Raw genomic sequence first — 26,054 nt, forward strand, 5'->3', positions numbered from 1 at the left:
ACGGGTGGGCGGAGCGGCTGCTCGGCCCTCGGACAGGGCAAACGGGTCAGCTCGGGTCAGGTCACGGTCGCGGCGGGGCCGGTGTCGGTGGCCAGGCGGTGGATCGCCGCCAGCGGCACCGAGAGCCAGTCGGGGCGGTGCCGTGCCTCGTAGACGACCTCGTACACCGCCTTGTCCGTCTCGTACGCGCGCAGCAGCACGGGGTCGGTCCGCGGGTCCGTCCCGGAGACGTCCGCGTACCCGGAGCAGTACGCGGCCCGGCAGACGGACGCCCAGTCGGCGGCCGGGGGCCGCAGGGAGTGGGCGGCGTAGTCGAAGGAGCGGAGCATGCCGGCGACGTCGCGGGCGACGGGCTGCGGCATGCGGCGCTCGGCCAGCGGCTTCGACGGCTCGCCCTCGAAATCTATGAGGGACCACTCGCCCCCGCCGCCGTGCCGCGCGCCGGTCTCGACGGGTGACCTCAGGCACTGGCCCAGGTGCAGGTCGCCGTGGATGCGCTGCGCCGTCCAGGTGTGACCCTCGGCGGCCAGGGCGGCGAGGGCGTCGAAGGCGGTGCGCAGACCGGAGGCGTACGGACGCAGCGCCGGTACCGCCTGCGCCGCGGCCTCCAGACGCTCCGTCATCCCGGCGACCAGCGACTCCACCTGGGGCCGGCCCAGGGTGACCGTGGGGAGCGCCTCGGCCAGAGCCGCGTGGACCTCGGCGGTGGCCCGGCCCAGTGCCCGCGCCTCGCCCGTGAAGTCCTCGCCCTTGGCGAGCATGCTCAGCGCCAGTTCCCACCCGTCGGCCGCGCCCTTGAGGTACGGCTGGAGCACCCCGAGGACATGGGTCTCCTGGGCGGCGGCCGGGCCCAGGTCGGCGGTCATCCAGGCAGCCGGCGCCGGCACGCGGGGGCACCCCGCGCGCGACAGCGCCAGCGGGAGTTCGAGGTCGGGGTTGGCGCCGGGCACGACCCGGCGGAACAGCTTCAGAATGAACGTATCCCCGTAGACGACCGAGGAGTTGGACTGCTCCGACGTCACCAGACGGGGCACGAGTCCCTCCGGTACGGCGAGCCGGGCGTCCCGCGCGCAGCGCAGGTCCCCTATGCGGGCCTGCGTCCGGAGCGCTTCGAGGAGGACGTCGGCCAGACGCGGGTCGTGCAGCGCCTCGTACACCGTCCGTCCGGTCAGCGGCCCGTCGGTGACGTGCCCGATCAGCGCGGGCGCCAGACGGGGCGGCAGGGTCTCGCGGATCCCGATGAGCAGTTGGTAGCAGTCGCCGGGCTGCACGGGAGCGCCCTGCGACGGCACCAGCGGTTGATGGGCGCGGACCAGGAGGTGCAGCAGCCCGGCCTTGGCGCCGCCGGACCGGGAGTCGTCGGACCGCCCGCCCACCGGGAGCAGTTCGGTGGCCGCCACCAGCCCGAACCCGGCCACCGGCCGCCCCTTCCCCGCGAACCACCGCTGCCGTGGCAGCCACTCCCTCAGCAGTGGCTCCAGCGAGGTGAGCAGCCCGGGCATCGGTGGGGCGGCGGGCTGCGGACCAGGACTTGTCGCGGTGGAGTGCGTGGCGGCTTCCGACATGGCGTCGCGTCCTTTCCCCGGGGGCGGGGTGTTCCTGTGTGCGTGCCCCGGGCGGGCCGGGGGAAACCGGCCCGCCCGGGGTTCCGGTCGGTTACACGGCGTCCTTCCGCAGGCGGAACCAGTAGAAGCCGTGTCCCGCGAGGGTGAGCAGATAGGGGAGTTCCCCGATGGCGGGGAAACGCACTCCGCCGATGAGTTCGACGGGGTGGCGTCCCACGTAGGCGCTCAGGTCGAGTTCGGTGGGCTGCGCGAACCGGGAGAAGTTGTTCACGCACAGCACCAGGTCGTCCCCGCCGTCCCCGGTCGAGGGGGCCTCCCGCAGATACGCCAGCACGGCCGGGTTGGACGACGGCAACTCCGTGTAGGTGCCGAGCCCGAAGGCCGGGTTCTGCTTGCGGATCTCGATCATGCGGCGGGTCCAGTGCAGCAGCGACGCGGGCGAGGACATCGACGCCTCGACGTTGGTGACCTGGTAGCCGTAGACCGGGTCCATGATCGTGGGGAGGAACAGCCGCCCCGGATCGCTGGACGAGAAGCCCGCGTTGCGGTCCGGGGTCCACTGCATCGGCGTACGGACCGAGTCCCGGTCGCCGAGCCAGATGTTGTCGCCCATGCCGATCTCGTCGCCGTAGTAGAGGATCGGCGAGCCGGGCAGGGACAGCAGCAGGGCGGTGAACAGTTCGATCTGGTTGCGGTCGTTGTCCAGCAGGGGGGCGAGGCGTCGGCGGATGCCGATGTTGGCGCGCATGCGCGGGTCCTTGGCGTACTCCGCGTACATGTAGTCGCGCTCCTCGTCGGTGACCATTTCGAGGGTCAGCTCGTCGTGGTTGCGCAGGAAGATGCCCCACTGGCAGTGGGAGGGGATCGCGGGGGTCTTGGCGAGGATCTCGGAGACGGGGTGGCGCGACTCCCTGCGGACCGCCATGAAGATCCGGGGCATGACGGGGAAGTGGAACGCCATGTGGCACTCGTCGCCGCCGCTGGTGTAGTCGCCGAAGTAGTCGACCACGTCCTCCGGCCACTGGTTCGCCTCGGCCAGCAGCACCGTGTCGGGGTAGTGGGCGTCGATCTCCTTGCGGACCCGCTTCAGGAAGTCATGCGTCGCCGGAAGGTTTTCGCAGTTGGTGCCCTCCTGCTGGTACAGGTACGGCACGGCGTCCAGCCGGAACCCGTCGATGCCCAGGTCCAGCCAGAACCGCAGCGCCGAGATCATCTCCTCCTGCACGGCGGGGTTCTCGTAGTTGAGGTCCGGTTGGTGGGCGAAGAAGCGGTGCCAGAAGTACTGCTTGCGGACGGGGTCGAAGGTCCAGTTGGAGACCTCGGTGTCGACGAAGATGATGCGGGCGTCCTGGTACTGCTTGTCGTCGTCGGCCCAGACGTAGTAGTCGCCGTAGGGGCCGTCGGGGTCCTTGCGGGACTCCTGGAACCACGGGTGCTGGTCGCTGGTGTGGTTCATGACGAAGTCGATGATGACGCGCATGCCGCGCTGGTGGGCGGCGTCGACGAACTCCACGAAGTCGGCGAGGTCGCCGAACTCGGGCAGGACGGCGGTGTAGTCGGAGACGTCGTAGCCGCCGTCCCTGAGGGGGGACTTGAAGAAGGGCGGGAGCCAGATGCAGTCGATGCCCAGCCACTGCAGGTAGTCGAGTTTCGCGGTCAGGCCCCTGAGGTCGCCGATGCCGTCGCCGTTGCTGTCCTGGAAGGAACGGACGAGGACCTCGTAGAAGACGGCGCGTTTGAACCACTCCGGGTCCCGGTCCTTCTGCGGCGTGTCCTCGAAGGTGTCGGGAACGGGCTCGTTGACGATCATCGTGTGGGTGACCCCCCGGTCTGCGGGTTGGACGGTCGCAGGACGGTCAGTACGTGGGCGGGCGTGCGGCCCGGTTCGAGACGTACGTAGTTGCTCCTGCCCCAGGTGTAGACCTCGCCGGTGAGCTCGTCGCGCACCAGCACCGACTCGTGCCAGTCGAGGCCGAGCCGCGGCATGTCCAACGAGACCGTGGCCTCCTGGGTGTGGTGGGGGTCGAGGTTCACGATCACCAGAACCGTGTTCGAACCCGCCCGCTTCGAATAGATGATCACCGCTTCCTGGTCGGCGTGGTGGAAGTGCAGGTCGCGCAGTTGCCGCAGCGCGGGGCTCCGCCGCCGGATCTCGTTCAGCTTGCCGAGCAGCGGGGCGATGGTGCGTCCTTCGCGTTCGGCGGTGTCCCAGTCGCGGGGGCGGAGTTGGTACTTCTCGGAGTCGAGGTATTCCTCGCTGCCGGGTTTGAGGGGGGTGTTCTCGCACAGTTCGTAGCCGGAGTAGACGCCCCAGGTGGGGGAGAGGGTCGCGGCGAGGACGGCGCGGAGTTCGAAGGCGGGGCGGCCGCCGTGCTGGAGGAAGGCGTGGAGGATGTCGGGGGTGTTGACGAAGAAGTTGGGGCGCATGTAGCTCGCGGCGTCGCCGGCGAGTTCGGTGGCGTACTCGGTGAGTTCGGTCTTGGTGGTGCGCCAGGTGAAGTAGGTGTAGGACTGCTGGAAGCCGGCCGCGGCGAGGGTGTGCATCATCGCGGGGCGGGTGAAGGCCTCGGCGAGGAAGATCACGTCGGGGTCGGTGCGGTTGATGTCCGCGATGACCTGTTCCCAGAACAGCACGGGTTTGGTGTGGGGGTTGTCGACGCGGAAGATCCGCACGCCGTGGTCCATCCAGTGCCGCAGGATGCGGCACGTCTCCGCGATCAGGCCGGGCATGTCGGCGTCGAAGGCGATGGGGTAGATGTCCTGGTACTTCTTCGGCGGGTTCTCCGCGTACGCGATGGTGCCGTCGGGGCGGTGGTGGAACCACTCGGGGTGCTTGTCGACCCAGGGGTGGTCGGGGGAGCACTGCAGCGCGAAGTCCAGGGCCACCTCCATGCCCAGCTCGCGGGTCCGGGCGACGAAGCGGTCGAAGTCCTCCAGGGTGCCCAGGTCGGGGTGGACGGTGTCGTGGCCGCCCTCGGGGGAGCCGATGGCCCAGGGGACGCCGACGTCGTCGGGGGTGGGGGAGAGGGTGTTGTTGCGGCCTTTGCGGTGGGTGGTGCCGATGGGGTGGATCGGGGGGAGGTAGACGACGTCGAAGCCCATGGCGGCGATGGCGGGCAGGCGTCGGGCGGCGGTGCGGAAGGTGCCGTGGGGCTGTTCGGCGGTGCCCTCGGAGCGGGGGAAGAACTCGTACCAGGAGCCGAACAGGGCGCGTTCGCGCTCGACCAGCAGGGGCAGCGGGTCGGAGGAGGTGACCAACTCCCGCAGCGGATGCCGGGCCAGCACCTCGTCCACCTCCGGCGTCAACGCCGCAGCCAGCCGGGACGACGCCGGCCGGGCGGTGTCCCGCAGCGCGTCCACGGCGGTGAGGACGGCACCACGGGCGCGGCCGGCCTCCGGGACCCCGGCGGCGGCACGCTCGTACAACCGGGCGCCCTCCTCCAGGACCAGCTCCGTGTCGATGCCGGCCGGGACCTTGATCCGTGCGTGGTGGCGCCAGGTGGTGACCGGGTCGCCCCACGCCTCCACCGCGTACGTCCACCGGCCCTCGCTCGGCGCGGAGACGGTGGCGCCCCAGCGGTCCGTGCCGGGGGCCAGTTCCCGCATCGGCGTCCACGGACCCGGACGGCCCTCCGGGTCCGTCAGGACGACGTTGGCGGCGACCGCGTCGTGGCCCTCGCGGAAGACGACCGCCGAGATCTCGAACTCCTCGCCCACCACGGCCTTCGCGGGCCGGCGGCCGTGGTGGACGGTGGGCCGTACGTCCAGAACCGGTATCCGGCCGACGGTCGCCGTGTCCGGGGGTGAGGCCGACGGCGCGGGCGGACCCGTGTGCGCCCGGCGTGCGGTGCGTGCGGCGCTCGGGGTGGCCGCGGCGGGGGTGCTGGTGTGCGCTGGGGTGGTACTGGTCGTCGGGGGTGCTGACGAGTGGTGCGTGGCGGGCATGACCGCTCCTGTCCGCGTCAACGTGGGTGGGCGGATGAGGGTGTGGGGAGGTGGGGCCAGCGGGATGTACCGGTGGAGCCTTCCCACACAGTGCGGGTGAGCATTCCGGCACTTTGTTAACTACTCACGCGTATGTCTACACACAAGACCGGCCTCGTCCGAGGGGGTCGAGGCCGGTCACTCTAGTCGCTTTGGGTAAAGGGACGTTCACCTGTGGTGTTACCGGAGACTACGGGACGCCGACCAGGAGGATCCGGCCCTCAGAGCCCGGAAATCTGTCCTTGACCTTGCCCGAAACCGCACCCTTCGCCGGTGTTTCGGCCACCTGCGCCGGTGTCGCCGGGGGGTGGTCGGCGAGGTGCGGGGCGGCTGTGCCCGTGGCGTGCGCCGCCGCCGCGGTCGTACCCGGCGAGGTCGCGGCCCCGGTGCGGCTCCGGTGGGACGCGGAGGTGGCGGACACCCCAGGCGCGAACAGGTCCAGCCGGGTGCCCCAGTTGGAGAAGGTGACGTGGATGTCCTTCTTTCCGGTGGCGCCGACCGCGATCGCCTGTTTCACCCGGGCGGGTGAGGAGAGGGACGCGGCGACGGCGTCATCGCCCGCGGCGACCGTATACGTCACCCCGGACGCGACCGGAGGCCCCCGCGGGTCCGCCGCGAGTCGTCTGGCCTGATTCCCACCGGGGCTCGCGGCGTGGCCGTTGACGATCCGGCTGTCCACGTGGCGTGTTTTCGCCTCGTACGGACGGGCGACGTCCTTCCCCTCCTCCGGTGGGGCCGGCGTCCCCGGCCTGAGGGCCACGAGGTGGCTGCCGCCGACGGACCCGTGGCCCCGGCTCCGAGGACACGTCCCTCCGGGGCGGCGTGCGCCGGTGCGAGGCCGACCGGGAGCATCGCGGCGCGACCGCCGTGAGGCCCCCGGTCCGGCGCGGACGCCTGTTTCCCGCCCCCGCCCGACAGTGCATGGACAGGGATCCCCGCCTCGTCGGCCGGTACGCCACTCGGCTGGCTCTCGTGCGGGGTGAAGCGCCACAAGGCCGCACAGAGGTGTGGAATCGGCCATACCGCCCGTGCGGGGACAGGGGCGGGCCGCGACGAATTCAGGACTGAACCCGCAGGACCGGACTGCGCGGCCGGGGGGCCGGGGTACGGATGCGCCGTAATTGCATACCGAGGGACGCGCCGTTCTTGCCGACCCGCCCGCCCGCGCCGCTACCGTCGTGGTGACGACCGGTCGCACGCAACAGGTGCGTCCCCTTGGCCCGTACGTCCTGGCGTGAAGGTGGAATCCTCTGTGAAGGCCATCCGCAGATTCACCGTCCGACCCGTCCTGCCCGTAGCCCTTCAGCCCCTCAGCGAGCTGGCGCGCAATCTGCGCTGGTCCTGGCACGCGGAGACCCGTGACCTGTTCCAGTCGGTCGACCCCGACTGCTGGGCCGCGTCCGGCGGCGACCCCGTACGCCTTCTCGGCTCCGTCCCCGCCCGGCGCCTCGCCGAACTCGCCGAGGACCGGCGCTTCCTGCGCCGGCTCACCGTGGTCGCCGACGAACTGCGCGACTACGTCACCGGCGACCGCTGGTACCAGACGCAGACCTCGGAGCCGCCGGCCGCCATCGCCTACTTCTCGCCCGAGTTCGGCATCACCGCCGCGCTGCCGCAGTACTCCGGAGGCCTCGGCATCCTCGCCGGCGACCATCTGAAGGCCGCCAGCGACCTGGGTGTGCCACTGATCGGCGTCGGCCTGCTCTATCGGCACGGCTACTTCCGGCAGTCGCTGTCCCGGGACGGCTGGCAGCAGGAGCACTACCCCGTGCTCGACCCGAACGAGCTGCCCCTGGTGCCGCTGCAGGAGACCGACGGCTCCCAGGCCCGCGTCGACCTCGCGCTGCCCGGCGGCCGCCGACTGCACGCCCGCGTCTGGCAGGCCCAGGTCGGCCGCGTCCCCCTGCTCCTGCTGGACTCCGACGTCGAGGAGAACGACCTCGGTGAGCGGGGTGTCACCGACCGGCTCTACGGCGGCGGCAGCGAACACCGGCTGCTGCAGGAGATGCTGCTCGGCATAGGAGGTGTCCGGGCGGTCCGCACGTACTGCCGCCTCACCGGCCACGCCCAACCCGAGGTCTTCCACACCAACGAGGGCCACGCCGGCTTCCTCGGTCTCGAACGCATCGCCGAGCTGTGCGACCGGGGGCTCGACTTCGACGCCGCTCTGGAGGCGGCCCGCGCCGGCACCGTCTTCACCACCCACACCCCGGTCCCGGCCGGCATCGACCGCTTCGACCGGGAACTCGTGGCCCAGCACTTCGGCCCCGACGCCGAACTGCCCCGCATCGACGTCGAACGCGTGCTCGGACTCGGCATGGAGACGTACTCGGGCGGCGACCCGAACGTCTTCAACATGGCGGTGATGGGGCTGCGGCTCGCCCAGCGCGCCAACGGGGTGTCCCTGCTGCACGGCCAGGTCAGCCGGGAGATGTTCTCGGGCCTGTGGCCGGGCTTCGACGCGGACGAGGTCCCCATCACCTCCGTCACCAACGGCGTCCACGCCCCGACCTGGGTGGCGCCCGAGGTGTTCCGCCTCGGCTCCCGGCAGGTCGGTGCCGAACGCACCGAGGACGCCATGACGGTCGGCGGCTCGGACCGCTGGGACGCCGTGGCCGACATCCCCGACGGCGACATCTGGGAACTGCGCCGGAGCCTGCGCGAGCAACTGGTGCTGGAGGTGCGGGAACGCCTCGCCGCCTCCTGGCGCCAGCGCGGCGCGGGCACCGCCGAACTCGGCTGGATCGACGGGGTCCTCGACCCGGACGTCCTGACCATCGGCTTCGCGCGCCGCGTCCCCTCCTACAAGCGGCTGACGCTGATGCTGCGCGACCAGGACCGCCTCATGGAGCTGCTGCTGCACCCCGAGCGGCCGATCCAGATCGTCGTCGCCGGCAAGGCCCACCCGGCGGACGACGGCGGCAAGCGCCTCATCCAGGAGCTGGTCAGGTTCGCCGACGACCCGCGGGTGCGGCACCGGATCGTGTTCCTGCCGGACTACGGCATGGCGATGGCGCAGAAGCTGTACCCCGGCTGCGACGTGTGGCTCAACAACCCGCTGCGGCCACTGGAGGCGTGCGGCACCAGCGGGATGAAGGCCGCGCTGAACGGATGCCTCAACCTGTCGGTGCTGGACGGCTGGTGGGACGAATGGTTCCGGCCCGACTTCGGCTGGGCGATCCCCACCGCCGACGGCACCGCGACGGACGACGACCGCCGGGACGACCTGGAGGCCGCCGCCCTGTACGACCTGCTGGAGCAGCGGGTGGCGCCCCGCTTCTACGAGCGCGGCCAGGGCGGACTGCCCGACCGCTGGATCGAGATGGTCCGCCAGACCCTCACCCATCTCGGCCCGAAGGTGCTGGCCGGCCGGATGGTCCGCGAGTACGTGGACCGCCTGTACGCGCCCGCGGCCCGCGCCCACCGCGCGCTCAACCCGGACACGGCGCGGGAGTCGGCGGGGTGGAAGGCACGCGTCCGGGGTGCCTGGCACCGCGTCAAGGTCGACCACGTGGAGGCGTCCGCGCTGCCGACGAGCACCGCCGAACTGGGCGCCACACTGATGCTGCGCGTCCGCGTGGACCTCGGCGAACTCGCCCCCGACGACGTGGAGGTCCAGGCGGTGTCGGGCCGCGTCGACTCCGAGGACCGGATCACGGACGCGTCGAGCGTCCCGCTGAAGCCGACCAGCGGGCCCGACGACGAGGGCCGCTGGATCTACGAGGGCCCGCTGGCCCTGGACCGCACGGGCCCCTTCGGCTACACGGTCCGCATCCTCCCGGCCCACCGCCTGCTCGCCTCCCCGGCCGAACTGGGCCTGCTGGCGGTGCCGTCGGAGGAGACGGGGGAGGGGGCGGGGGTGTTGATGCGGTAGGCGCGCCCTGCCGGGGGTGCCCCGGCCTGTTCGTCGTGTCCGTGCCCGCCCCGCACGGACACCGTCTGTGCGGGGCGCGGTGCTGCGCACGTACGTGCCGCGTGGCGTCCTCTCGTCCCCGTCGCGCGGGTACGGCGGGACCACTGCTCGGGCGGGGTGCCCGCGCGGTCACTCCTTCGCATCCCCCGCCAGCCTCCGCAGCACCACCCCGCACCGCCGCGCGTACGCGTGTTGCAGGCCCCGTGTCGCCGCGCCGCCCGCCTTCGCGTACCACTTCGCCGGGCGGCTGTACGCCGTCACCGTCAGCCAGACCGTGCCGTCGCCGGTGCGGGCGACCACGAAGGACTCCTCGCCCGTCTCGGGGTGGCCGGGGAGCGTGCCGTAGGCCCAGCCCTTGCGGCGGGGTTCGTCCACCGTCCAGACGACGCGGCACGGGGCCTTGATGACGCCGCCCAGGGTGACCGTGACGTCGACGCCCGGCGCGGCCTCGGGCGCGTCCGTGTGGAGGCCCACGCCCAGTGCGCGGTGCATCCCCCACGTGAGGACCGCGTGCGCCGCCCGTTCGAACAGGGCCGTGCCCTCGCCGAGGCGGGTGCGGACCTGCATCTCGTGGAAGCCGGGCGGGCAGCGGCCCTCGCGGGTCGCGCCGACGGCCTCGTAGGTGAAGCCGTCCGGGAGGGGGTGTGAGCCGTCGGAGTGGGACATGGGGCCAAAGCCTAAGGCGGTACCCGGAGTCGCCTTCTCTCCGGGTACCGCCCTCAGGGCCGCCTGGTGTGCTGCCTGGTGTGCTACGCGGTCACGTTGACCGCCGCCCACGTCGCGTTCACCGCGTTGTACTCGGCGCTGCTCGCGCCGTACAGGTCACGCGCCGCGTTCAGGGTCGCCGTGCGGGCGCCCTTGTAGTTGGTCGTCGAGGTCATGTACGTGGTCAGCGCCTTGTACCAGATCTGGACGGCCTTGGCGCGGCCGATGCCGGTGATCGTGGCGCCGTTGGAGGTCGGGGAGTTGTAGCTGACGCCGTTGATGGTCTTGGCGCCGCTGCCCTCCGACAGCAGGTAGAAGAAGTGGTTCGCCGGGCCCGACGAGTAGTGCACGTCGAGGCCGCCCAGGGACGACGACCAGTAGTTGGCCGACGAGCCGTCCTTGCTGGGCTGGTCCATGTACCGCAGCGGGGTGCCGTTGCCGCGGATGTCTACCTTCTCGCCGATGAGGTAGTCGCCCGGGTCCTTGGTGTTGGCCGCGTAGAACTCGACGGCCGTGCCGAAGATGTCGGAGGTGGCCTCGTTCAGGCCGCCCGACTCGCCGGAGTAGTTCAGGCCCGCGGTGTTGGAGGTCAGACCGTGGGACATCTCGTGGCCCGCGACGTCCAGCGAGGTCAGCGGCTTGACGTTGCCCGCGCCGTCGCCGTACGTCATGCAGAAGCAGCTGTCGGACCAGAAGGCGTTGACGTACGCGTTGCCGTAGTGGACGCGGGAGTACGCGGCCACGCCGTTGTTCTTGATGCCGTTGCGGCCGAGGACGTTCTTGTAGAAGTCCCAGGTGACCTGCGCGCCGTAGTGGGCGTCCACCGCGGCGTTCTGGTCGGTGGAGGAGCTGGAGACGCTGCCGGTGCCCCAGATGTCGTCCGCGTCGGTGAAGAGCGTGCCGGCGGAGGACGACGTGGCGCGGGCCTTGTTGTACGTCTTGTGGCCGCCCCGCCCGGCGTCGGTCAGGTTGTACGTCGAGCCCGACAGGGTGGTGCCGAGGGTGACCTGGCCGTTGTACTGGCTGTTGCCGGTACCGGTCTGGACTGCCTCCCACTCGTACAGCTTCTTGCCGGTCTCCGCGTCGGTGATGACGTGGAGCTCCTGCGGGGTGCCGTCGTGCTGGAAGCCGCCGACGACCGTCTCGTAGGCGAGGACGGGCTTGCCGCTCGCGGCCCAGACGACCTTGCGCGGGGCCTTGTCGGCCGCGGTCTTGCTGGAGCCCTCGGCCTGGGCGGCCTTCAGCGCCTGCTTCTCGGCGGCGGCCTTCGTCACGTCCGCGGTGAGGTCGGCGACCTTCACGGTGGCCTTCGTCGCTCTGGTCACGCTCTTGACGACGCCGGCCTTGGTCTCGTGGACGACCAGGTCGCCGCCGAGGACCGGGAGGCCGCCGTAGGTGCGCTCGTAGCGGGTGTGGACCGTGCCGTCGGCGTCCTTGAGGACGTCACGGACGACCAGCTCCTCCTTGGCGCCGAGACCTATCTCGTCGGCGGTCTCGGCGGTGGCCGCGTCCGCCTTCTTGATCAGGGCCGTGCGGGCGGCCGGCGTCAGCAGGACCGGGGCACCGGCCGGACGCGCCGTGTCGGCGGCCGGCGCGGGCTGGGCGGAGGCACCGGTGGTCAGACCGGTCGTCAGCAGGGCACCGGCGGCGACGGCGGTCGCGATGGCCAGCGTGGTCCGCTTATGACGCGCGTAGAACGGAGTCACTCATGCTCCTTGGTGGGGGAGACCGGTCCGGCGTGGGGTCGCCGGCCGGTGAACTGAAGTTACGAGTGCGGCGGTTGAGTGAAGAGTGACACCCGGACGCGTACATGTCAGGAGGTTCACGTGATGTTGGCTGAAAGTCAGCTGTCCAGAAATATTGCCGCCTTGTAAATCCGCTGCGGACAAGGCAAAGAGCTGATCAAGCGGGCCCCGGAGATCGGCAAAGCGGAGCGCCGCCCCGAGGGGGTGGATCCCCTCGGGGCGGCGCCCTGTCGGTTCACGTCCCGTGCGCGACGGGCCGCCTCGCTGCCTACGGGAAGGTCAGCTTCCAGCTGTTGATGTAGCCGGTGTCGCGGGCCGCGTTGTCCTGGACCCTCAACTGCCACACACCGTTCGCGACTTCGGACGACGCGTCCACCGTGTAGGTGGTGTTGATGTTGTCCGAGCTGCCGCCCGTGCCGTACCCCTTCAGCGTGTACGCCGTGCCGTCGGGGGCGACCAACTGCACCTGGAGGTCACCGATGTAGGTGTGGACGATGTCGACCGCCACCGCGAGGTTCGAGGGCGCGTTGCCCGTCCGGCCGGAGACGGTGATCGGCGAGGTGACCGCCGCGCCGTTGTCCGGAATCGATACGTCGGCCGTGTTCTCGAACGACGTACCGCCGCCCCCGCCGCCACCGGGCCGGGTGCCCACGTTGATGGCCGCCCACGCGTTCTGCACCGCCGTGTACTCGGCGGACGTGGTGCCGTACAGCTCACCCGTCGCCGCGAGGGTGCCGGTACGGGCCGCCGCGTAGTTGGTGGTGGACGTGAACTTCGTGGTCAGCGCGCGGAACCAGATCTTCTCCGCCTTGTCCCGGCCGATGCCGGTGACCGGCAGGTTGTCCGAGGTGGGCGAGTTGTAGCTGACGCCGTTGATGGTCTTGGGGCCGCTGCCCTCCGACAGGAGGTAGAAGAAGTGGTTCGCCGGGCCCGACGAGTAGTGCACGTCGATCGAGCCGATGCCCGAGTACCACGCGTCCTTGGACGAGCCGTCCTTGCTCGGCTTGTCCATGTAGCGCAGCGGCGTGCCGTCGCCGTTGATGTTGATCTCCTCGCCGATGAGGTAGTCACCGACGTCGGAGGTGTTGTTGGCGTAGAACTCGACCGTCGAACCGAAGATGTCGGAGGTGGCCTCGTTCAGACCGCCGGACTCGCCCGAGTAGTTGAGGCCGGCCGTGTTCGACGTGAGGCCGTGGGTCATCTCGTGCGCGGCCACGTCGATCGACGTCAGCGGGTTGGAGTTGCCCGAGCCGTCGCCGTACGTCATGCAGAAGCAGCTGTCGGACCAGAACGCGTTGACGTAGTTGTTGCCGTAGTGCACGCGGGAGTAGGCGCCGACGCCGTCGCCCCGGATGCCGCTGCGGCCGTGCACGTTCTTGTAGTAGTCCCAGGTCAGCGCCGCGCCGTAGTGGGCGTCGGCGCCTGCCGACTCCAGGTTCGACGGGCTGCCGTTGCCCCACACGTCGTCCGGGCCGGAGAACAGGGTGCCGGTGCCGGACGTGCCGCGGTTCAGGTTGTACGTCTTGTGGCCGCCGCGCGCGCCGTCGGTGAGGTTGTACGTCGACCCCGACTGCGTGGTGGTGAGGTCGACCGTGCCGGAGTACACCGTGTTGCCGGTGCCGGTCTCGATCGCCTCCCACTCGAACAGCTTCTCGCCGGTCCGGGCGTCCGTGACGACGTGCAGCTCCTGCGGGGTGCCGTCGTGCTGGAAGCCGCCGACGACCGTCTCGTAGGCCAGGGCGGGCTTGCCGCTCGCGGCCCAGATCACCTTGCGCGGGGCGCGGTTGACCTCGGCGCCCTTGGCGTGCTCGGCCTTCGCCACGCCGAGCGCCTGCTTCTCTGCCTTCGCGGCGGCGAGGGCCGGCTTCAGCGAGGCGACCTTGATCGTGGCCTTGGTGGCCTTGACGATGCCCTCGGTCCCGCCCGCCTTCGAGGTCGCGACGACCAGGTCGCCGCCGAGGACGGGAAGGCCGTCGTAGGTCCGCTCGTACCGGGTGTGCACGGTGCCGTCGCGGTCCTTGACCACGTCGCGGACGACGAGCTTCTCCTTGGCCCCGAGGTTCAGCTCCCGCGCCGTCTCCGCCTTGCCGGAGTTGGCCTCACGTATCAGCTCGGCCCGCTGGGAGGGGCTGAGCTTGACGGAGACCGCGCCCGGGTTGGCCTTGCCCGCGGCCGACGGTGCCTTCTCCGGGGCGGCGGTGGCGGCGCCCGACTGGACGGCCGCGGCCAGCAGGGCGCTGACGGCGACGAGCGCGCCCGCGGCGGCGCGTCGCTGGGTGGAGCGGGAGCGGATGTCGCTGTGGGAGGTGCGTCTGTGGGACTGGCGTCTCAACACTGACTCCTTCTGCATGGCCGCGGTTCGCGCGGCCAGGGGAGACCGGGCGGTTGGTGACCGCCCGGGCAGAACAAGGGGTGGAACGCGAAACCACATGCGTGGGAGGTGCTCCGCGGCACGGAGGGGGAGCTTGTGAGGTTGCTGTGACGCGGATGTGGGCAGCGTGGCAGGAGATCGCGCCACCTGTCAGGAGCGCGTCAAGAAGTTGGCCGGAAATCGTTCGTTGACCGGAGGGTCATGTTCGATATACGGGTCGTTGGCTGGACCGTCGACCAAGAGGGTGCCGGACCGGCCCGCCTGACGGGGCCCCGGACCGGCCCGCCGGAGCAGGGCGGCCGGGCTCCGTCAGCCGGTGCGCTCGCCGTGCCACCTCTCCCAGAGCGCCGCGTACGCTCCGCCCGCGCCCACCAGCTCGTCGTGGGTACCCAGTTCGGCGAGCCGCCCGTCCTCCATCACGGCGACCCGGTCCGCGTCGTGCGCGGTGTGCAGGCGGTGGGCGATCGCGATGACCGTGCGGCCCTCCAGGACCGCGGCGAGGGCGCGTTCGGTGTGGCGGGCGGTGGCGGGGTCGAGCAGAGCGGTCGCCTCGTCGAGGATGAGCGTGTGCGGGTCCGCGAGGACCACCCGGGCGAGGGCCAGCTGCTGGGCCTGGGACCCGTCCGCACGGTGACCGCCCGTACCGAGGCGGGTACCCAGCCCCTCGGGCAGGTCGCGGACCCAGCCGTCGGCGCCCACGGCCGTCAGCGCGGCCCACAACTCCTCGTCCATGGCGGAGGGTTCGGCGATGAGGAGGTTGTCGCGGACCGTCCCCAGGAACACATGGTGCTCCTGGGTGACCAGGACGACCTGACGGCGCAGCCGTTCCGGGCCCAGGCCGACGACGGGAACCCCGCCCACCGTCACCGAGCCCTCGGTGGGCGCGTCGATCCCGGCCAGCAGCCTGCTCAGCGTGGTCTTCCCCGCGCCGGACGGGCCGACCACGGCCAGCCGCTCACCCGGCCGTACGGTCAGGTCGACCCCGCACAGCACCTCGCCGCCCCGCTCGTACGCGTACCGCACCCCGGTCACGTCGATCCGGTCGTCCGCCGGCTCCGGTGACCGGGACGGCACCGCCCGCGGCGCGCGGGCCAGCCCCTCGACACGGGCGAACGAGGCGCCGCCGGACTGCAACTGCTCGATCCGCATGAGGATCTCGTCGAGCGGCCCGCTCAGCTGCTGCAGGTACAGGGCCGCGGCGACCACCGCGCCCAGGCTCATCGCACCGCGGTCGTGCAGCATCCCGCCGACCAGCAGCACCGTCACCACCGGCACGAGGTAGGAGACCTCGACGCCCGGGAAGAACACCGTCCGCAGGAACAGGGTGTGCAACCGCCGGCGCCGGGAGACCTCCAGCGCGTCCCGGCTCGCGGCGATCCGCCGCCGCTCCAGCCGCAGCGCCTCCACCGTCCGGGCGCCGGACGCGGTGGCCGCGACGATCTCCGCGACCTCGGAGCCGGCCGCGCCCTCCGCCAGATACCCGGCTCGCGCCCGGCGCAGGTACCAGCGCAGCACGAACCAGATGCCGGTGAGGCCGCCCAGCCCGCACACGCCGAGCAGCGGGTCCAGGGCGAAGACCGCGCCGATCAGGAACAGCGCCTGCACGCTGTTGATGAGCAGCTCGGGGCCCGAGTCGCGCAGGGTCTTGCCCACGATGTCCACGTCGGCGGTACCGCGTGCCGTCAGGTCGCCGGTGCCGGCCCGCTCCACGACCGACGCGGGCAGGGCGAGGGCGCGGTCCACGAACTCCTCCCGGACCCGCGCCAGGATCCGCTCCCCGAACCGGTGCCCCACGTAACGGGCCCAGCGGGCCAGCAGCAGCTGCGCCACCGCGCACAGCAGGATCGCCAGGGCCAGCCGGTCCACCGCGCCGACGCCGCCCCCGCCGCGGACCACGTCGATGATCCGCCCCAGCAGCCAGGGCCCGGCGAGCCCCGTTCCGGCCGCGGCCCCGTTCAACGCCAGCACGGCGAGGAACGCCCGCCCGTCCCCCTTCACCAGCCGTACCGCGGCCCGCCGCACATCGACGGGCCGGGCGACCGGGAGACGGGGGGAGGGGCCGCCGACGGCGCAGCCCGCCACGGCCGCGCCGGTGGGCGAGGTGTCCGCGCGGGCGGAACCCTCGGCGGAGGCCGTGTGCGTGGGGGAGTCCTCGGCGGAGGCCGTGGGCGCTGGGCGCTTCGGGTCCTCGGGGGAGCGCGTCGTCACCGTACGGCCTCCTCTGCGGCCACCTCGTCCGTGCCCGCGCTCGCTTCCACGCGCCGCTCCGCTTGCTTCTCCGTCTTCGTCTTCGCCCCCTCCGCAGAGGCCCCGGCCCTCGCCTCCCCTGCCTCGTCCCCGTCCTCACCCGCGTCCCGCGCCACCAGCGCGCGGTAGCCCGGCTCCGCGGCCAGGAGGTCGCGGTGGGTGCCGGTGGCGTTGACCTTGCCGTCGACGAGGTGGATGACCGTGTCGGCGTGGTCCAGGACCAGGGGGGACGTGGTGGTGACCAGCGTGGTGCGGCCCTCGCGGGCCTCCCGCAGGCGCTGGGCCACGCGCGCCTCCGTGTGCGCGTCCAGCGCCGACGTCGGCTCGACCGCCAGCAGGATCTCCGCGTCGGCCAGCAGCGCCCGCGCCAGCCGCACCCGCTGCCGCTGGCCCCCGGAGAGGTTGCGTCCCTGGGCGTCGACCGCCGAGTCGAGCCCGTCCGGCAGGCCCTGCACGATGTCGTCGGCGACCGCCGCGCGCACGGCCGCCGCGATCTGAGCGTCGGACGGCTCCGCAGGGCCGCCGAGCAGGTCCCGCAGCCGCCCCGCGAACAGGTCCGCCTCGTGGTCGGCGACCAGGATCCGCTCCCGGACCCGCGCCAGCGGGATCTCGTCGAGGGGGATGCCGCCCCAGGTCGCGGCCGTCGGCATGTACCGTCCGAGCCGGTCCACGACCAGCGCCGTGTCGGCGGGCCGGTCGCCGGCCAGCGCGGTCAGCCGGCCCGGCAGCACCCGGACGCCCGACTCGGGGTCGTGCAGCGCCGACGGCTCGGCGGGCGCGTCCCGCGTCCCGTGGTCGGGCAGCGGCTCCAGGTCCAGGAACCGGATGACGCGCCGCGCCGCCACCACCCCGCGGCTCACCTCGTACCCCCAGTCGACGAAGTACGACACCGGCCGCACCAGCACGGTCACGTACCCGTACACCGACACCAACTCGCCCACGGTGATGGCACCCTGGGCGGCCAGCCGCGCCGCCAGCCAGGTCACCACCGCGAGGAACAGGGTCGGCAGCCCCACCCCGAGCGCCTGGAGCCAGCTGGTCACCGAGCCGACCCGGTAGCCCTGCGCCCGCAGCCGCTGCGAGTCGCGGTGGAACGCGTCGGCGACGAGGCCCTTGCCGCCGAGGCCGTTGAGGACGCGCAGCCCGCTCGCGAGGTCCGCGATCCGCGCGGTCAGCACCCCCTGCCGTTCCCGGTACTCCGCCTCCGTGCCCTGCAGCCGCCGCAGCAACGGCCCCACCAGCACGGCCATCAGCGGCATCCCGAGCAGCACGACCGTCGCGATGGGTACGGACACGGCGAACAGCAGCCCCGCGACCACCAGATACGCGGCGAGCGCGCCCGCTCCCGGCCCGATGACCGTCAGCGACGAGGAGATCGTGTTGACGTCGCCCACGCCGATGGTGACGACCTCACCGGCGCCGACCCGCCGCGGCAGCGCCGCGCCCAGCCGGACGGCGTGCCCCATCACCACTTTCACGGTGCGGAAGTTGGCGTCCATCCGCACGCGGGTCATGGTGCGGTGCCGCATGATGCTCAGCCAGGCGTTGAACGCGCCCACCCCGAACAGGCCGGCCGACCAGCCGACCAGCGCGCGGTGGTCGCCGGGCTGGAGGCCCTCGTCGATGGCGCGCGACAGCATGTACGGCGTCGCCGCGAGCAGCACCATCCACACACAGGAGATCAGCGAGCCGAGCGCGGAGCGGCCCGCCTGCTGCCGGACCAGCCACCAGAGGTAGCGGGCCCCGCTCCTGCGGTCGGGGACACCCGGGTCCTCGTACGCGTCGATCATCGGCCCCCGATCCTCCCGCCGGCCGGACGTGCGCACGAGGTGTCGCGCGACGTGTCGTCCTCCGGACGTGCTCTGCTCCGTGGTTGTCGTCACCCCGCGCGCGTGGCCGCCGGGTGCCGTGAGCGCACTACGCCAGGCTGTCCCGCCACGCCTGATGGAGGTCGGCGAAGCGGCCCTTGCCGTCGACGAGTTCCGCGGGGGTGCCGTCCTCGACGATCCGGCCGTGCTCCATGACCAGGACGCGGTCGGCGATCTCCACCGTCGACAGCCGGTGGGCGATCACCACGGCCGTACGGCCCTGCAGGACCGTGGACATGGCGCGCTGCACGGCCCGTTCACCGGGGATGTCGAGGGAGCTTGTGGCCTCGTCGAGGATGAGGACGGCCGGGTCGGCGAGCAGCGCGCGGGCGAACGCCACGAGCTGGCGCTGCCCGGCGGAGATGCGCCCGCCCCGCTTGCGTACGTCGGTGTCGTAGCCGTCGGGGAGCGCGCTGATGAAATCGTGGGCGCCGATGGCCTTCGCGGCGCGTTCGATCTCCTCGCGGGTGGCGTCGGGGCGGCCGATGGCGATGTTCTCGGCGACCGTGCCGGAGAACAGGAACGCCTCCTGGGTGACCATCACCACCCCGCGCCGTAGTTCGGGCATCGCGAGGTCGCGCAGGTCGACCCCGTCGAGGAGGATCCGCCCGGACGACGGGTCGTAGAAGCGGGCCAGCAGCTTGGCGAGCGTCGACTTGCCCGCGCCGGTGGAGCCGACCACGGCGACCGTGCTGCCCGCCGCGAGGGTGAGGTCGAAACGCGGCAGGACCTCGCCGCCGGTGCGGTAGGCGAACCGTACGCCGTCGAAGACGACCTCGCGGCCCGGCATGTCGCGGACCCGGGCGGGCAGTTCTCTCGCCTCCCTCGGCTCGGGCACCGACGGCCGCTGGGCCAGCAGCCCCGCGATCTTCTCCAGCGAGGCGGCCGCCGACTGGTAGGAGTTGAGGAACATGCCGAGCCGGTCGATGGGGTCGTACAGCCGCCGCAGGTACAGCACCGCCGCCGCCAGCACACCCAGCGCGAGGGACTCGGACGCCACCCGGTAGGCGCCCCACAGCACGATCGCGGCGACCGTGATGTTGGCGACCACCCGGGAGCCGACGACATACCGGGCCATCTCCAGGATGGCGTCGCCGTTCGTGCGCTCGTGGTGGCTGTTCAGGCGCCGGAACTCGGCGTCGTTCGCGTTCTCGCGGCGGAACGCGCGCACCGGGCGGATGCCGTTCATGGTCTCCGCGAACTTCACGATCACCGCGGCGATCGCGGTGGACCGGGCCGCGTACACCCCGGCCGCCCGCCGCTGGTACAGCCGCACCAGCCCGTACAGCGGCACGAACGACGCCAGCGCCGCCGCCCCGAGGCCGAGGTCCAGCCAGAGCAGCATCGCCGAGATGTAGACGAAGGCGAGGAGCACGGTGATGAGTTCCTGCAGGCCCTCGTCGAGCAGTTCCCGCAGCGACTCGACGTCCGTGGTGGAACGCGAGATCAGCCGGCCCGAGGTGTACCGCTCGTGGAAGTCGATGCTCAGCGCCTGCGCGTGCCGGAAGATCCGGCCGCGCAGATCGAGCAGCACGTCCTGGTTGACCCGCGCGGACGCCCCGATGAACGCGAACTGCAGCCCGCCGGCCGCGAGCGCGCACACCAGGTAGGCGACGCCCACGGTGACCAGCGGGCCGTGCCGGCCGTCCCGGAACGCCGGTACGGCACGGTCGATGGCGTAGGCCACCAGCAGCGGACCGGCCTGCACCGCCGCCTGCTGGAGCAGGAGCAGCACGCTCGTGAACGCGACCCGCGCCTTCATCGGCGCGAGCAGCGACCGCAGCAGCGCGAGGGTGGCTCCCGGCGGGGTGGGCAGGTCGTCGTGGTCGAAGGGGTCCGTCACCCCCTGCTCGACGGGGCGTTCGTCGTCGTCCGGGTCCCTGTTCGGCGCGGTGGTCGTCGGCGCCGTCATCGCGCGTCCCCCTCGGTGTCCTCGGTGCCCGACATCAGATGGGCGTACTCGGCGTTCGTCCGCAGCAGTTCCTGATGGGTGCCGACGGCGGCGACACGGCCGCCGGACAGCAGTGCCACCCGGTCGGCGAGCAGCACCGTCGACGGGCGGTGCGCCACGATGAGGGCGGTCGTCTCCGCGAGCACCCGGCGCAGCGCCGCCTCCACCGCGGCCTCCGTGTGCACGTCCAGCGCCGACAGCGGGTCGTCCAGCACCAGGAAGCGGGGCCGTCCGACGACGGCCCGCGCGAGTGCCAGCCGCTGCCGCTGTCCGCCGGAGAGGCTGAGGCCCTGTTCGCCCACCTGGGTGGCGGTGCCGTCGGGCAGGGCGTGCGCGAAGTCGGCCTGCGCGATGGCGAGGGCGCGGTCCAGCTCGGGCCGTCCGGCGTCCGGGCCGGCGCCCATCAGGACGTTCTCCCCGACGGTCGCGGAGAACAGCGTCGGCTCCTCGAAGGCCACGGAGACCTTCGCCCGCAGCTCCTCCCGCGGCATCGTGGCGATGTCCTCGCCGTCCAGGGTGATCCGGCCTTCGGTCACCTCGTGCAGCCGGGGCACGAGCGCGGTGAGCGTCGTCTTGCCCGAGCCGGTCGCGCCGACGAGCGCCATCGACTCGCCGGGGCGGATGTGCAGGTCGACGCGGTCGAGGACGGGGGGCGCGTCGGCGGGCGCGTCGGGGTAGCGGAACCGTACGCCGTGGAACTCCAGGCCGCCCCGCACCGTCCGCGCCGCGGGCCCCCGGGCGCCCGCGGTGTCGTCGGCGCCCTCCGGTTCGGCGTCCATCACCTCGAAGTACCGCTCGGTCGCGGTGGCCGCCTCCTGGCTCATCGCCAGCAGGAAGCCGATGGAGTCCACCGGCCACCGCAGCGCGAGGGCCGTCGACAGGAAGGCCACCAGCGTCCCCGCGGAGAGCGTGCCGTCCGCCACCTGCACCACGCCCACGACGAGTGCCGCCCCGATGGCGAGTTCGGGCAGGGTGATGATGACGCCCCAGATCGCGGAGAGCAGCCGGGCCTTGCGCAGCTCCGTGCCCCGCAGGGTCCGGGACAGCTCGCGGAACGCCCGCGCCTGGCTGCGGTGCCGCCCGAACCCCTTGATGATCCGGATGCCGAGGACGCTCTCCTCCACGACCGTCGTCAGATCGCCCACCTGGTCCTGGGCGAGCCGCGCGACCGCCGCGTACCTGCGCTCGAAGGCGACACAGGTGACGATGACGGGCACGGCGGGCCCGAGGATCACCAGGCCGAGCGTCCAGTCCTGCAACAGCATGATGATCACACCGACGAGGATCGTCACCCCGTTGACCAGAAGGAACGTCAGCGGGAAGGCGAGGAACATCCGCAGCAGCATCAGATCGGTCGTGCCCCGCGACAGCAGCTGCCCGGAGGCCCACCGGTCGTGGAAGGCGACCGGAAGCCGCTGGAGATGGCGGTAGAGGTCGGCCCGCATCGACGCCTCGACCCCTGCGAGCGGCCGCGCCACGAGCCAGCGCCGCAGGCCGAACAACAGCGCCTCGGCGAGCCCGAGCAGCAGCAGGTACAGCGCGCCGAGCCAGACACCCGCCGGGTCGCGGTCCGCGACCGGCCCGTCCACCATCCACTTCAGGACGAGCGGGATGACCAGGCCCACGCAGGAGGCGACTATCGCGACGGCCGCGGCCACGGACAGCCGCGCCCGCACCGGCCGGACGTACGGCCACAGCCGCAGCAGGCTGCGTACGGCGGACCGCCCCTCGGCCTGCCGGGCGGTCCGCGGCGCGGGTTCCGGGGGCTGCTCGGGGTCCTGGTTCTGGTCGGGTTCCTCGGCGGTTGCACGTGTCGTGGCCATCAGCAGCGAGCCTACGGATCGCCACTGACATCGCCCACCGAGTTTTGGCCGGACCGCCGTCGGTCATCGGTCCTAAGACCGTCCACCACTCCGCCTCCTCCCTCTTCCCTCCTCGGTGCTGCCGCCCGGCCGCCCCGTCCCGCCACGCGCAGCAGCAGCACGGTCCGGGCCGGCACCGCGACCGCCGCCCCCGCCCGGTGCACCACCCCGGGCTCCCGCGCCTGCTCCTCCCGCGACGTGTCGACGACGACCTCGTACCGTTCGGCCCACGGCACCCCCGGCAGCACGAAGTCCACGGGCCGGTCGCCCGCGTGCAGCACCGCGAGGAAGCTGTCGTCGAGGACGGGCGCGCCGCGCGCGTCCCGGCCGGGGATGTCGCGGCCCGAGAGGTACATGCCGAGGGTCGCGGCCGGCGCGTACCAGTCCCCTTCGGTCATCTCCTCGCCCCGTGCGGTGAACCACGCCAGGTCGCGCAGTCCGTCCGCCGAGTGCGCCCGCCCCGAGAAGAACGCCCCCCGGCGCAGCACCGGGTGCTCGTGGCGCAGGGCGATCAGCCGGGCCGTCAGGTCGGACAGCGCCTTCCAGCCGGGGTCCTCCAGCAGCCCCCAGTCGAGCCAGCCGATCTCGTTGTCCTGGCAGTACGCGTTGTTGTTGCCCCCCTGGGTCCGCCCCATCTCGTCCCCGGCGACCAGCATCGGCACACCCGTGGACAGCAGCAGCGTCGTCAGCAGGTTCCGCAGCTGCCGGCGCCGCAGCGCCCGCACCCGCTCGTCGTCGGTCTCGCCCTCGACGCCGCAGTTCCAGGACCGGTTGTCGTCGGAGCCGTCCCGGTTGCCCTCCCCGTTCGCCTCGTTGTGCTTGCGTTCGTAGGACACCAGGTCCCGCAGGGTGAAACCGTCGTGCGCGGTGATGAAGTTGACCGACGCGTACGGCCGCCGTCCGCCCCACGCGTACAGGTCGCTGGAGCCCGACAGCCGGTAGCCGAGGTCCCGCACGTCCGGCAGCGCCCCCCGCCAGAAGTCCCGCACGGCGCCCCGGTAGCGGTCGTTCCACTCGGTCCACAGGGGTGGGAAGGCGCCCACCTGGTAGCCGCCCGAGCCCACGTCCCACGGTTCGGCGATCAGCTTCACCCGCCGCAGCACGGGGTCCTGGGCGATGACGGCGAGGAACGGGGAGAGCATGTCGACGTCGTGCATCGAACGGGCCAGCGCCGCCGCGAGGTCGAAACGGAAGCCGTCCACCCCCATCTCCGTCACCCAGTACCGCAGCGAGTCGGTGATCAGCCGCAGCACGTGCGGCTGGACCACGTGCAGCGTGTTCCCGCAGCCCGTGTAGTCCGCGTAGTGGCGGGCGTCGCCCTGGAGGCGGTAGTAGCCGCGGTTGTCGATCCCGCGCAGCGACAGGCTCGGGCCGCGCTGGTCCGCCTCCGCCGTGTGGTTGTAGACCACGTCGAGGATCACCTCGATCCCGGCGGCGTGCAGCGCCCGCACCATCCGCCTGAACTCCCCGACCTGCTGCCCGGCGGTCCCCGACGCCGCGTACGCCGCGTGCGGCGCGAAGTAGCCGATGGAGTTGTAGCCCCAGTAGTTCCGCAGGCCCCGCCGCAGCAGATGGTCCTCGTGGGCGAACTGGTGCACCGGCAGCAGCTCCACCGCCGTCACGCCCAGCCTCACCAGGTGCTCGATCGCCGCCGGGTGCGCGAGCCCCGCGTAGGTGCCGCGCAGCTCCTCCGGGATGCCGGGGTGGAGCCTGGTGAACCCCTTGACGTGCAGCTCGTAGATGACCGAGTCCGCCCACGGGGTCTTGGGGCGCCGGTCGTCCATCCACTCGTCGTCGGGGCTGTCGTCGTGCACGACCACGCCCTTGGGCACGAACGGCGCCGAGTCCCGCTCGTCGCGCACGGTGTCCGCGACATGCTGCTCGGGCCAGTCCCGTACGTGCCCGTACACCTCCGGCGGCAGGCTGAACTCGCCGTCCACGGCCCGTGCGTACGGGTCGAGGAGCAGCTTCGCAGGGTTCCAGCGGGCGCCGGTCCACGGGTCCCAGCGGCCGTGCACCCGGTAGCCGTACCGCCGGCCCGGCAGCACACCGGGCACGAAGCCGTGCCAGATCTCGTGCGTGAGTTCGGTCAGCCGCAGCCGTGTCTCCTCGCCGTCCGGGGAGAACAGGCACAGCTCGACGGCCTCCGCCCCGCCCGCCCACAGCGCGAAGTTCGTCCCGGCGACCCCGTCCGGTCCCACCCGGAAGCGCGCCCCGAGCGGTGTCGGGGCACCGGGCCACACGGGCGGCGGCTGCCCCGCCCCGACCGGCCTGCCGTCGAGCACGACGGCTCGACGCGCGGGCGGCACCCCGCGCCTGTCCTCCACTGCCTCCTGCTCGGCTGCGCTCGACACCACGGCCTCCCGCGACTCGGTGGGCCGACGCGAAAACGGGGCCGGGTGGCCCGGCCCCGGGACCCGCCGCCCCAGGGGGTGCTGTGACAGCCCCGCACAACGCCCCCCCTCGTGCTGACGGGCAGGTCCCTGCTCCCCGTCGGGTCTTCCATGGTTCTGCCCAGAGCGCGCCTCGCACTCACGTTTCCCGGGGGCGTGCGCCGTCGTTGGGCCGCACGTGAACCACGCACAGACGCACGCGCGCCGCCCGGGTGCCTCGCCGGCCGCCGTCCTGGTCGCGGCCGGTCTGCTGGCCGCCGTCGCCGGATGCACCTCCCCACCCCCACTGACCAGTGAGAAAGCTCCCCACGACACGATCCGGGTCACCCCTGAGGACGGCAGCAAGGGCGTGCGCCCGGAGCAGCGCTTCGAAGTACGGGTGCCCAGTGGGCGCCTGGAGTCCGTCAAGGTGGTGAAGTCGCAGGACGCCCAGGAGTCACCCGTTCCGGGGCGGGTGTCCGCCGACGGGCTGACCTGGCGCCCCACCGGCTCACGGAAGCTCGCGCTGGCCGCGAAGTACACCGTCGACGCGGTCGCGCTGGACGCCCACGGCCGCCGCTCCGCCCGGCACGTCACGTTCCGCACGTACGTTCCCGGCAAGCGGTTCGTCGCGTACGTCGCCCCGGAGCACCGGTCCACCGTCGGCACCGGGATGATCGTCTCCCTGGAGTTCAACCGGGAGATCCAGAACCGCGCGGCCGTCGAACGCGCCGTCCGCGTCACCGCGGAGCCTGCCGTCGAGATCCGTCCGCACTGGTTCGGGCGGGGCCGCCTCGACTTCCGCCCCGAGACGTACTGGAGGCCCGGGACGAAGGTCACCGTCGCCCTGCGGCTGCGCGACGTCGAGGGGGCGCCCGGCGTGTACGGAGCGCAGCAGCGGACGTTCTCGTTCACCATCGGCCGCCACCAGGCCAGCGTCGTCGACGCGGCCCTGCACACCATGCGGGTCGAGCGCGGCGACGGTGTGCTCGCCACCCTGCCCGTCACGGCCGGGGCACCCGGCACGACGACGTACAACGGGAAGATGGTGGTCACCGAGATGCTGGAGGTGACCCGGATGAACGGCGCCACCGTCGGTTTCAAGAAGGCGGACGGCAGGGGCGAGTACGACATCCCCGACGTCCCGCACGCCATGCGCCTGACCACCTCCGGCACCTTCCTGCACGGCAACTACTGGGCACCGGGCGTTTTCGGCCGGGCCAACGTCAGTCACGGCTGCATCGGTCTGCGCGACGTGAAGGGCGGCAGCTCCAGCACTCCCGCGGGCTGGTTCTTCGACCGCAGCCTCGTCGGGGACGTCGTCGAGGTCGTCAACAGCAACGACAAAAAGGTCGCTCCCGACAACGGGCTCGGCGGGTGGAACATGGGGTGGAAGGCGTGGAAAGCGGGTGCCGCGGTGAGGTAACCGACATAGCCGTACGCGCGGGGCGGGCGACCTGGGGTGGGGCCG

Annotated in this window: 14 protein-coding genes; 2 read left to right on the top strand and 12 right to left on the bottom strand. The window is 72.3% G+C overall.

Annotation, left to right across the window (positions count from 1 at the left end; all coding sequences use genetic code 11):
- Positions 1 to 56: 56 nt before the first annotated feature.
- The 4 genes from GSY65_RS26080 to GSY65_RS34045 form a co-directional block, all read right to left on the bottom strand.
- Entirely contained in the window at positions 57 to 1,565 is a 1,509-nt protein-coding gene (locus GSY65_RS26080; protein ID WP_159773219.1) for a maltokinase N-terminal cap-like domain-containing protein, read from the bottom strand.
- Between the two features lie 91 nt (positions 1,566 to 1,656).
- Positions 1,657 to 3,375, bottom strand: a complete 1,719-nt coding sequence (gene treS / locus GSY65_RS26085) for a maltose alpha-D-glucosyltransferase (RefSeq protein ID WP_159773221.1) — start codon at positions 3,373 to 3,375, stop codon at positions 1,657 to 1,659.
- Positions 3,372 to 5,510 (bottom strand): alpha-1,4-glucan--maltose-1-phosphate maltosyltransferase, encoded by a 2,139-nt coding sequence (locus tag GSY65_RS26090; RefSeq protein WP_159773223.1) that lies wholly within the window; start codon positions 5,508 to 5,510, stop codon positions 3,372 to 3,374. The genes treS and GSY65_RS26090 overlap by 4 nt, the downstream gene beginning before the upstream one ends.
- 229 nt (positions 5,511 to 5,739) lie before the next feature.
- Entirely contained in the window at positions 5,740 to 6,129 is a 390-nt protein-coding gene (locus GSY65_RS34045) for a S8 family serine peptidase (protein WP_236580052.1), read from the bottom strand.
- 672 nt (positions 6,130 to 6,801) lie between these two features.
- Here GSY65_RS34045 and GSY65_RS26100 point away from each other — a divergent pair.
- Positions 6,802 to 9,423 (top strand): glycosyltransferase family 1 protein, encoded by a 2,622-nt coding sequence (locus GSY65_RS26100; protein ID WP_159773227.1) that lies wholly within the window; start codon positions 6,802 to 6,804, stop codon positions 9,421 to 9,423.
- 168 nt (positions 9,424 to 9,591) lie between these two features.
- Here GSY65_RS26100 and GSY65_RS26105 read toward each other — a convergent pair whose 3' ends face one another.
- The 8 genes from GSY65_RS26105 to glgX form a co-directional block, all read right to left on the bottom strand.
- A complete protein-coding gene (locus GSY65_RS26105; protein WP_159773229.1) occupies positions 9,592 to 10,128 on the bottom strand; it encodes a DUF1990 family protein in 537 nt (178 codons plus the stop codon).
- Between the two features lie 83 nt (positions 10,129 to 10,211).
- Entirely contained in the window at positions 10,212 to 11,873 is a 1,662-nt protein-coding gene (locus tag GSY65_RS26110) for a M4 family metallopeptidase (RefSeq protein WP_159773231.1), read from the bottom strand.
- 307 nt (positions 11,874 to 12,180) lie between these two features.
- Positions 12,181 to 14,262 (bottom strand): M4 family metallopeptidase, encoded by a 2,082-nt coding sequence (locus tag GSY65_RS26115; protein ID WP_236580054.1) that lies wholly within the window; start codon positions 14,260 to 14,262, stop codon positions 12,181 to 12,183.
- Positions 14,263 to 14,592: 330 nt separating this feature from the next.
- Positions 14,593 to 16,365 (bottom strand): ABC transporter ATP-binding protein, encoded by a 1,773-nt coding sequence (locus GSY65_RS26120; protein ID WP_159776412.1) that lies wholly within the window; start codon positions 16,363 to 16,365, stop codon positions 14,593 to 14,595.
- Between the two features lie 122 nt (positions 16,366 to 16,487).
- Positions 16,488 to 18,320, bottom strand: coding sequence for an ABC transporter transmembrane domain-containing protein (locus GSY65_RS26125; RefSeq protein ID WP_159773233.1), 1,833 nt, complete (start codon positions 18,318 to 18,320; stop codon positions 16,488 to 16,490).
- A gap of 127 nt (positions 18,321 to 18,447) precedes the next feature.
- Positions 18,448 to 20,310 (bottom strand): ABC transporter ATP-binding protein, encoded by a 1,863-nt coding sequence (locus GSY65_RS26130; protein ID WP_159773235.1) that lies wholly within the window; start codon positions 20,308 to 20,310, stop codon positions 18,448 to 18,450.
- Complete coding sequence (locus GSY65_RS26135; RefSeq protein WP_236580055.1) at positions 20,307 to 22,172, bottom strand: ABC transporter ATP-binding protein; 1,866 nt, start codon at positions 22,170 to 22,172, stop codon at positions 20,307 to 20,309. Before GSY65_RS26135 ends, GSY65_RS26130 begins: the two co-directional genes overlap by 4 nt.
- An 11-nt stretch (positions 22,173 to 22,183) precedes the next feature.
- Positions 22,184 to 24,565: a glycogen debranching protein GlgX gene (gene glgX / locus GSY65_RS26140; protein WP_236580057.1), complete on the bottom strand. Its 2,382-nt coding sequence runs from the start codon at positions 24,563 to 24,565 to the stop codon at positions 22,184 to 22,186.
- A gap of 217 nt (positions 24,566 to 24,782) precedes the next feature.
- On the opposite strand from glgX, the gene GSY65_RS26145 reads away from it, so the two are divergent.
- A complete protein-coding gene (locus GSY65_RS26145; protein ID WP_159773237.1) occupies positions 24,783 to 26,009 on the top strand; it encodes a L,D-transpeptidase in 1,227 nt (408 codons plus the stop codon).
- Positions 26,010 to 26,054 lie beyond the last annotated feature (45 nt).

The organism is Streptomyces sp. HM190, from assembly GCF_009857135.1.
Taxonomy (GTDB): Bacteria; Actinomycetota; Actinomycetes; order Streptomycetales; family Streptomycetaceae; genus Streptomyces; species Streptomyces heilongjiangensis.

What these genes read in the sequence shown, in the direction of transcription:
- GSY65_RS26115 (WP_236580054.1), bottom strand. Translation starts at nt 14,262, where the DNA reads ATGCAGAAGGAGTCAGTGTTGAGACGCCAGTCCCACAGACGCACCTCC.
- GSY65_RS26125 (WP_159773233.1), bottom strand. Translation starts at nt 18,320, where the DNA reads ATGATCGACGCGTACGAGGACCCGGGTGTCCCCGACCGCAGGAGCGGG.
- GSY65_RS26080 (WP_159773219.1), bottom strand. Translation starts at nt 1,565, where the DNA reads ATGTCGGAAGCCGCCACGCACTCCACCGCGACAAGTCCTGGTCCGCAG.
- treS (WP_159773221.1), bottom strand. Translation starts at nt 3,375, where the DNA reads ATGATCGTCAACGAGCCCGTTCCCGACACCTTCGAGGACACGCCGCAG.
- GSY65_RS26090 (WP_159773223.1), bottom strand. Translation starts at nt 5,510, where the DNA reads ATGCCCGCCACGCACCACTCGTCAGCACCCCCGACGACCAGTACCACC.
- GSY65_RS26105 (WP_159773229.1), bottom strand. Translation starts at nt 10,128, where the DNA reads ATGTCCCACTCCGACGGCTCACACCCCCTCCCGGACGGCTTCACCTAC.
- GSY65_RS26130 (WP_159773235.1), bottom strand. Translation starts at nt 20,310, where the DNA reads ATGACGGCGCCGACGACCACCGCGCCGAACAGGGACCCGGACGACGAC.
- GSY65_RS26135 (WP_236580055.1), bottom strand. Translation starts at nt 22,172, where the DNA reads ATGGCCACGACACGTGCAACCGCCGAGGAACCCGACCAGAACCAGGAC.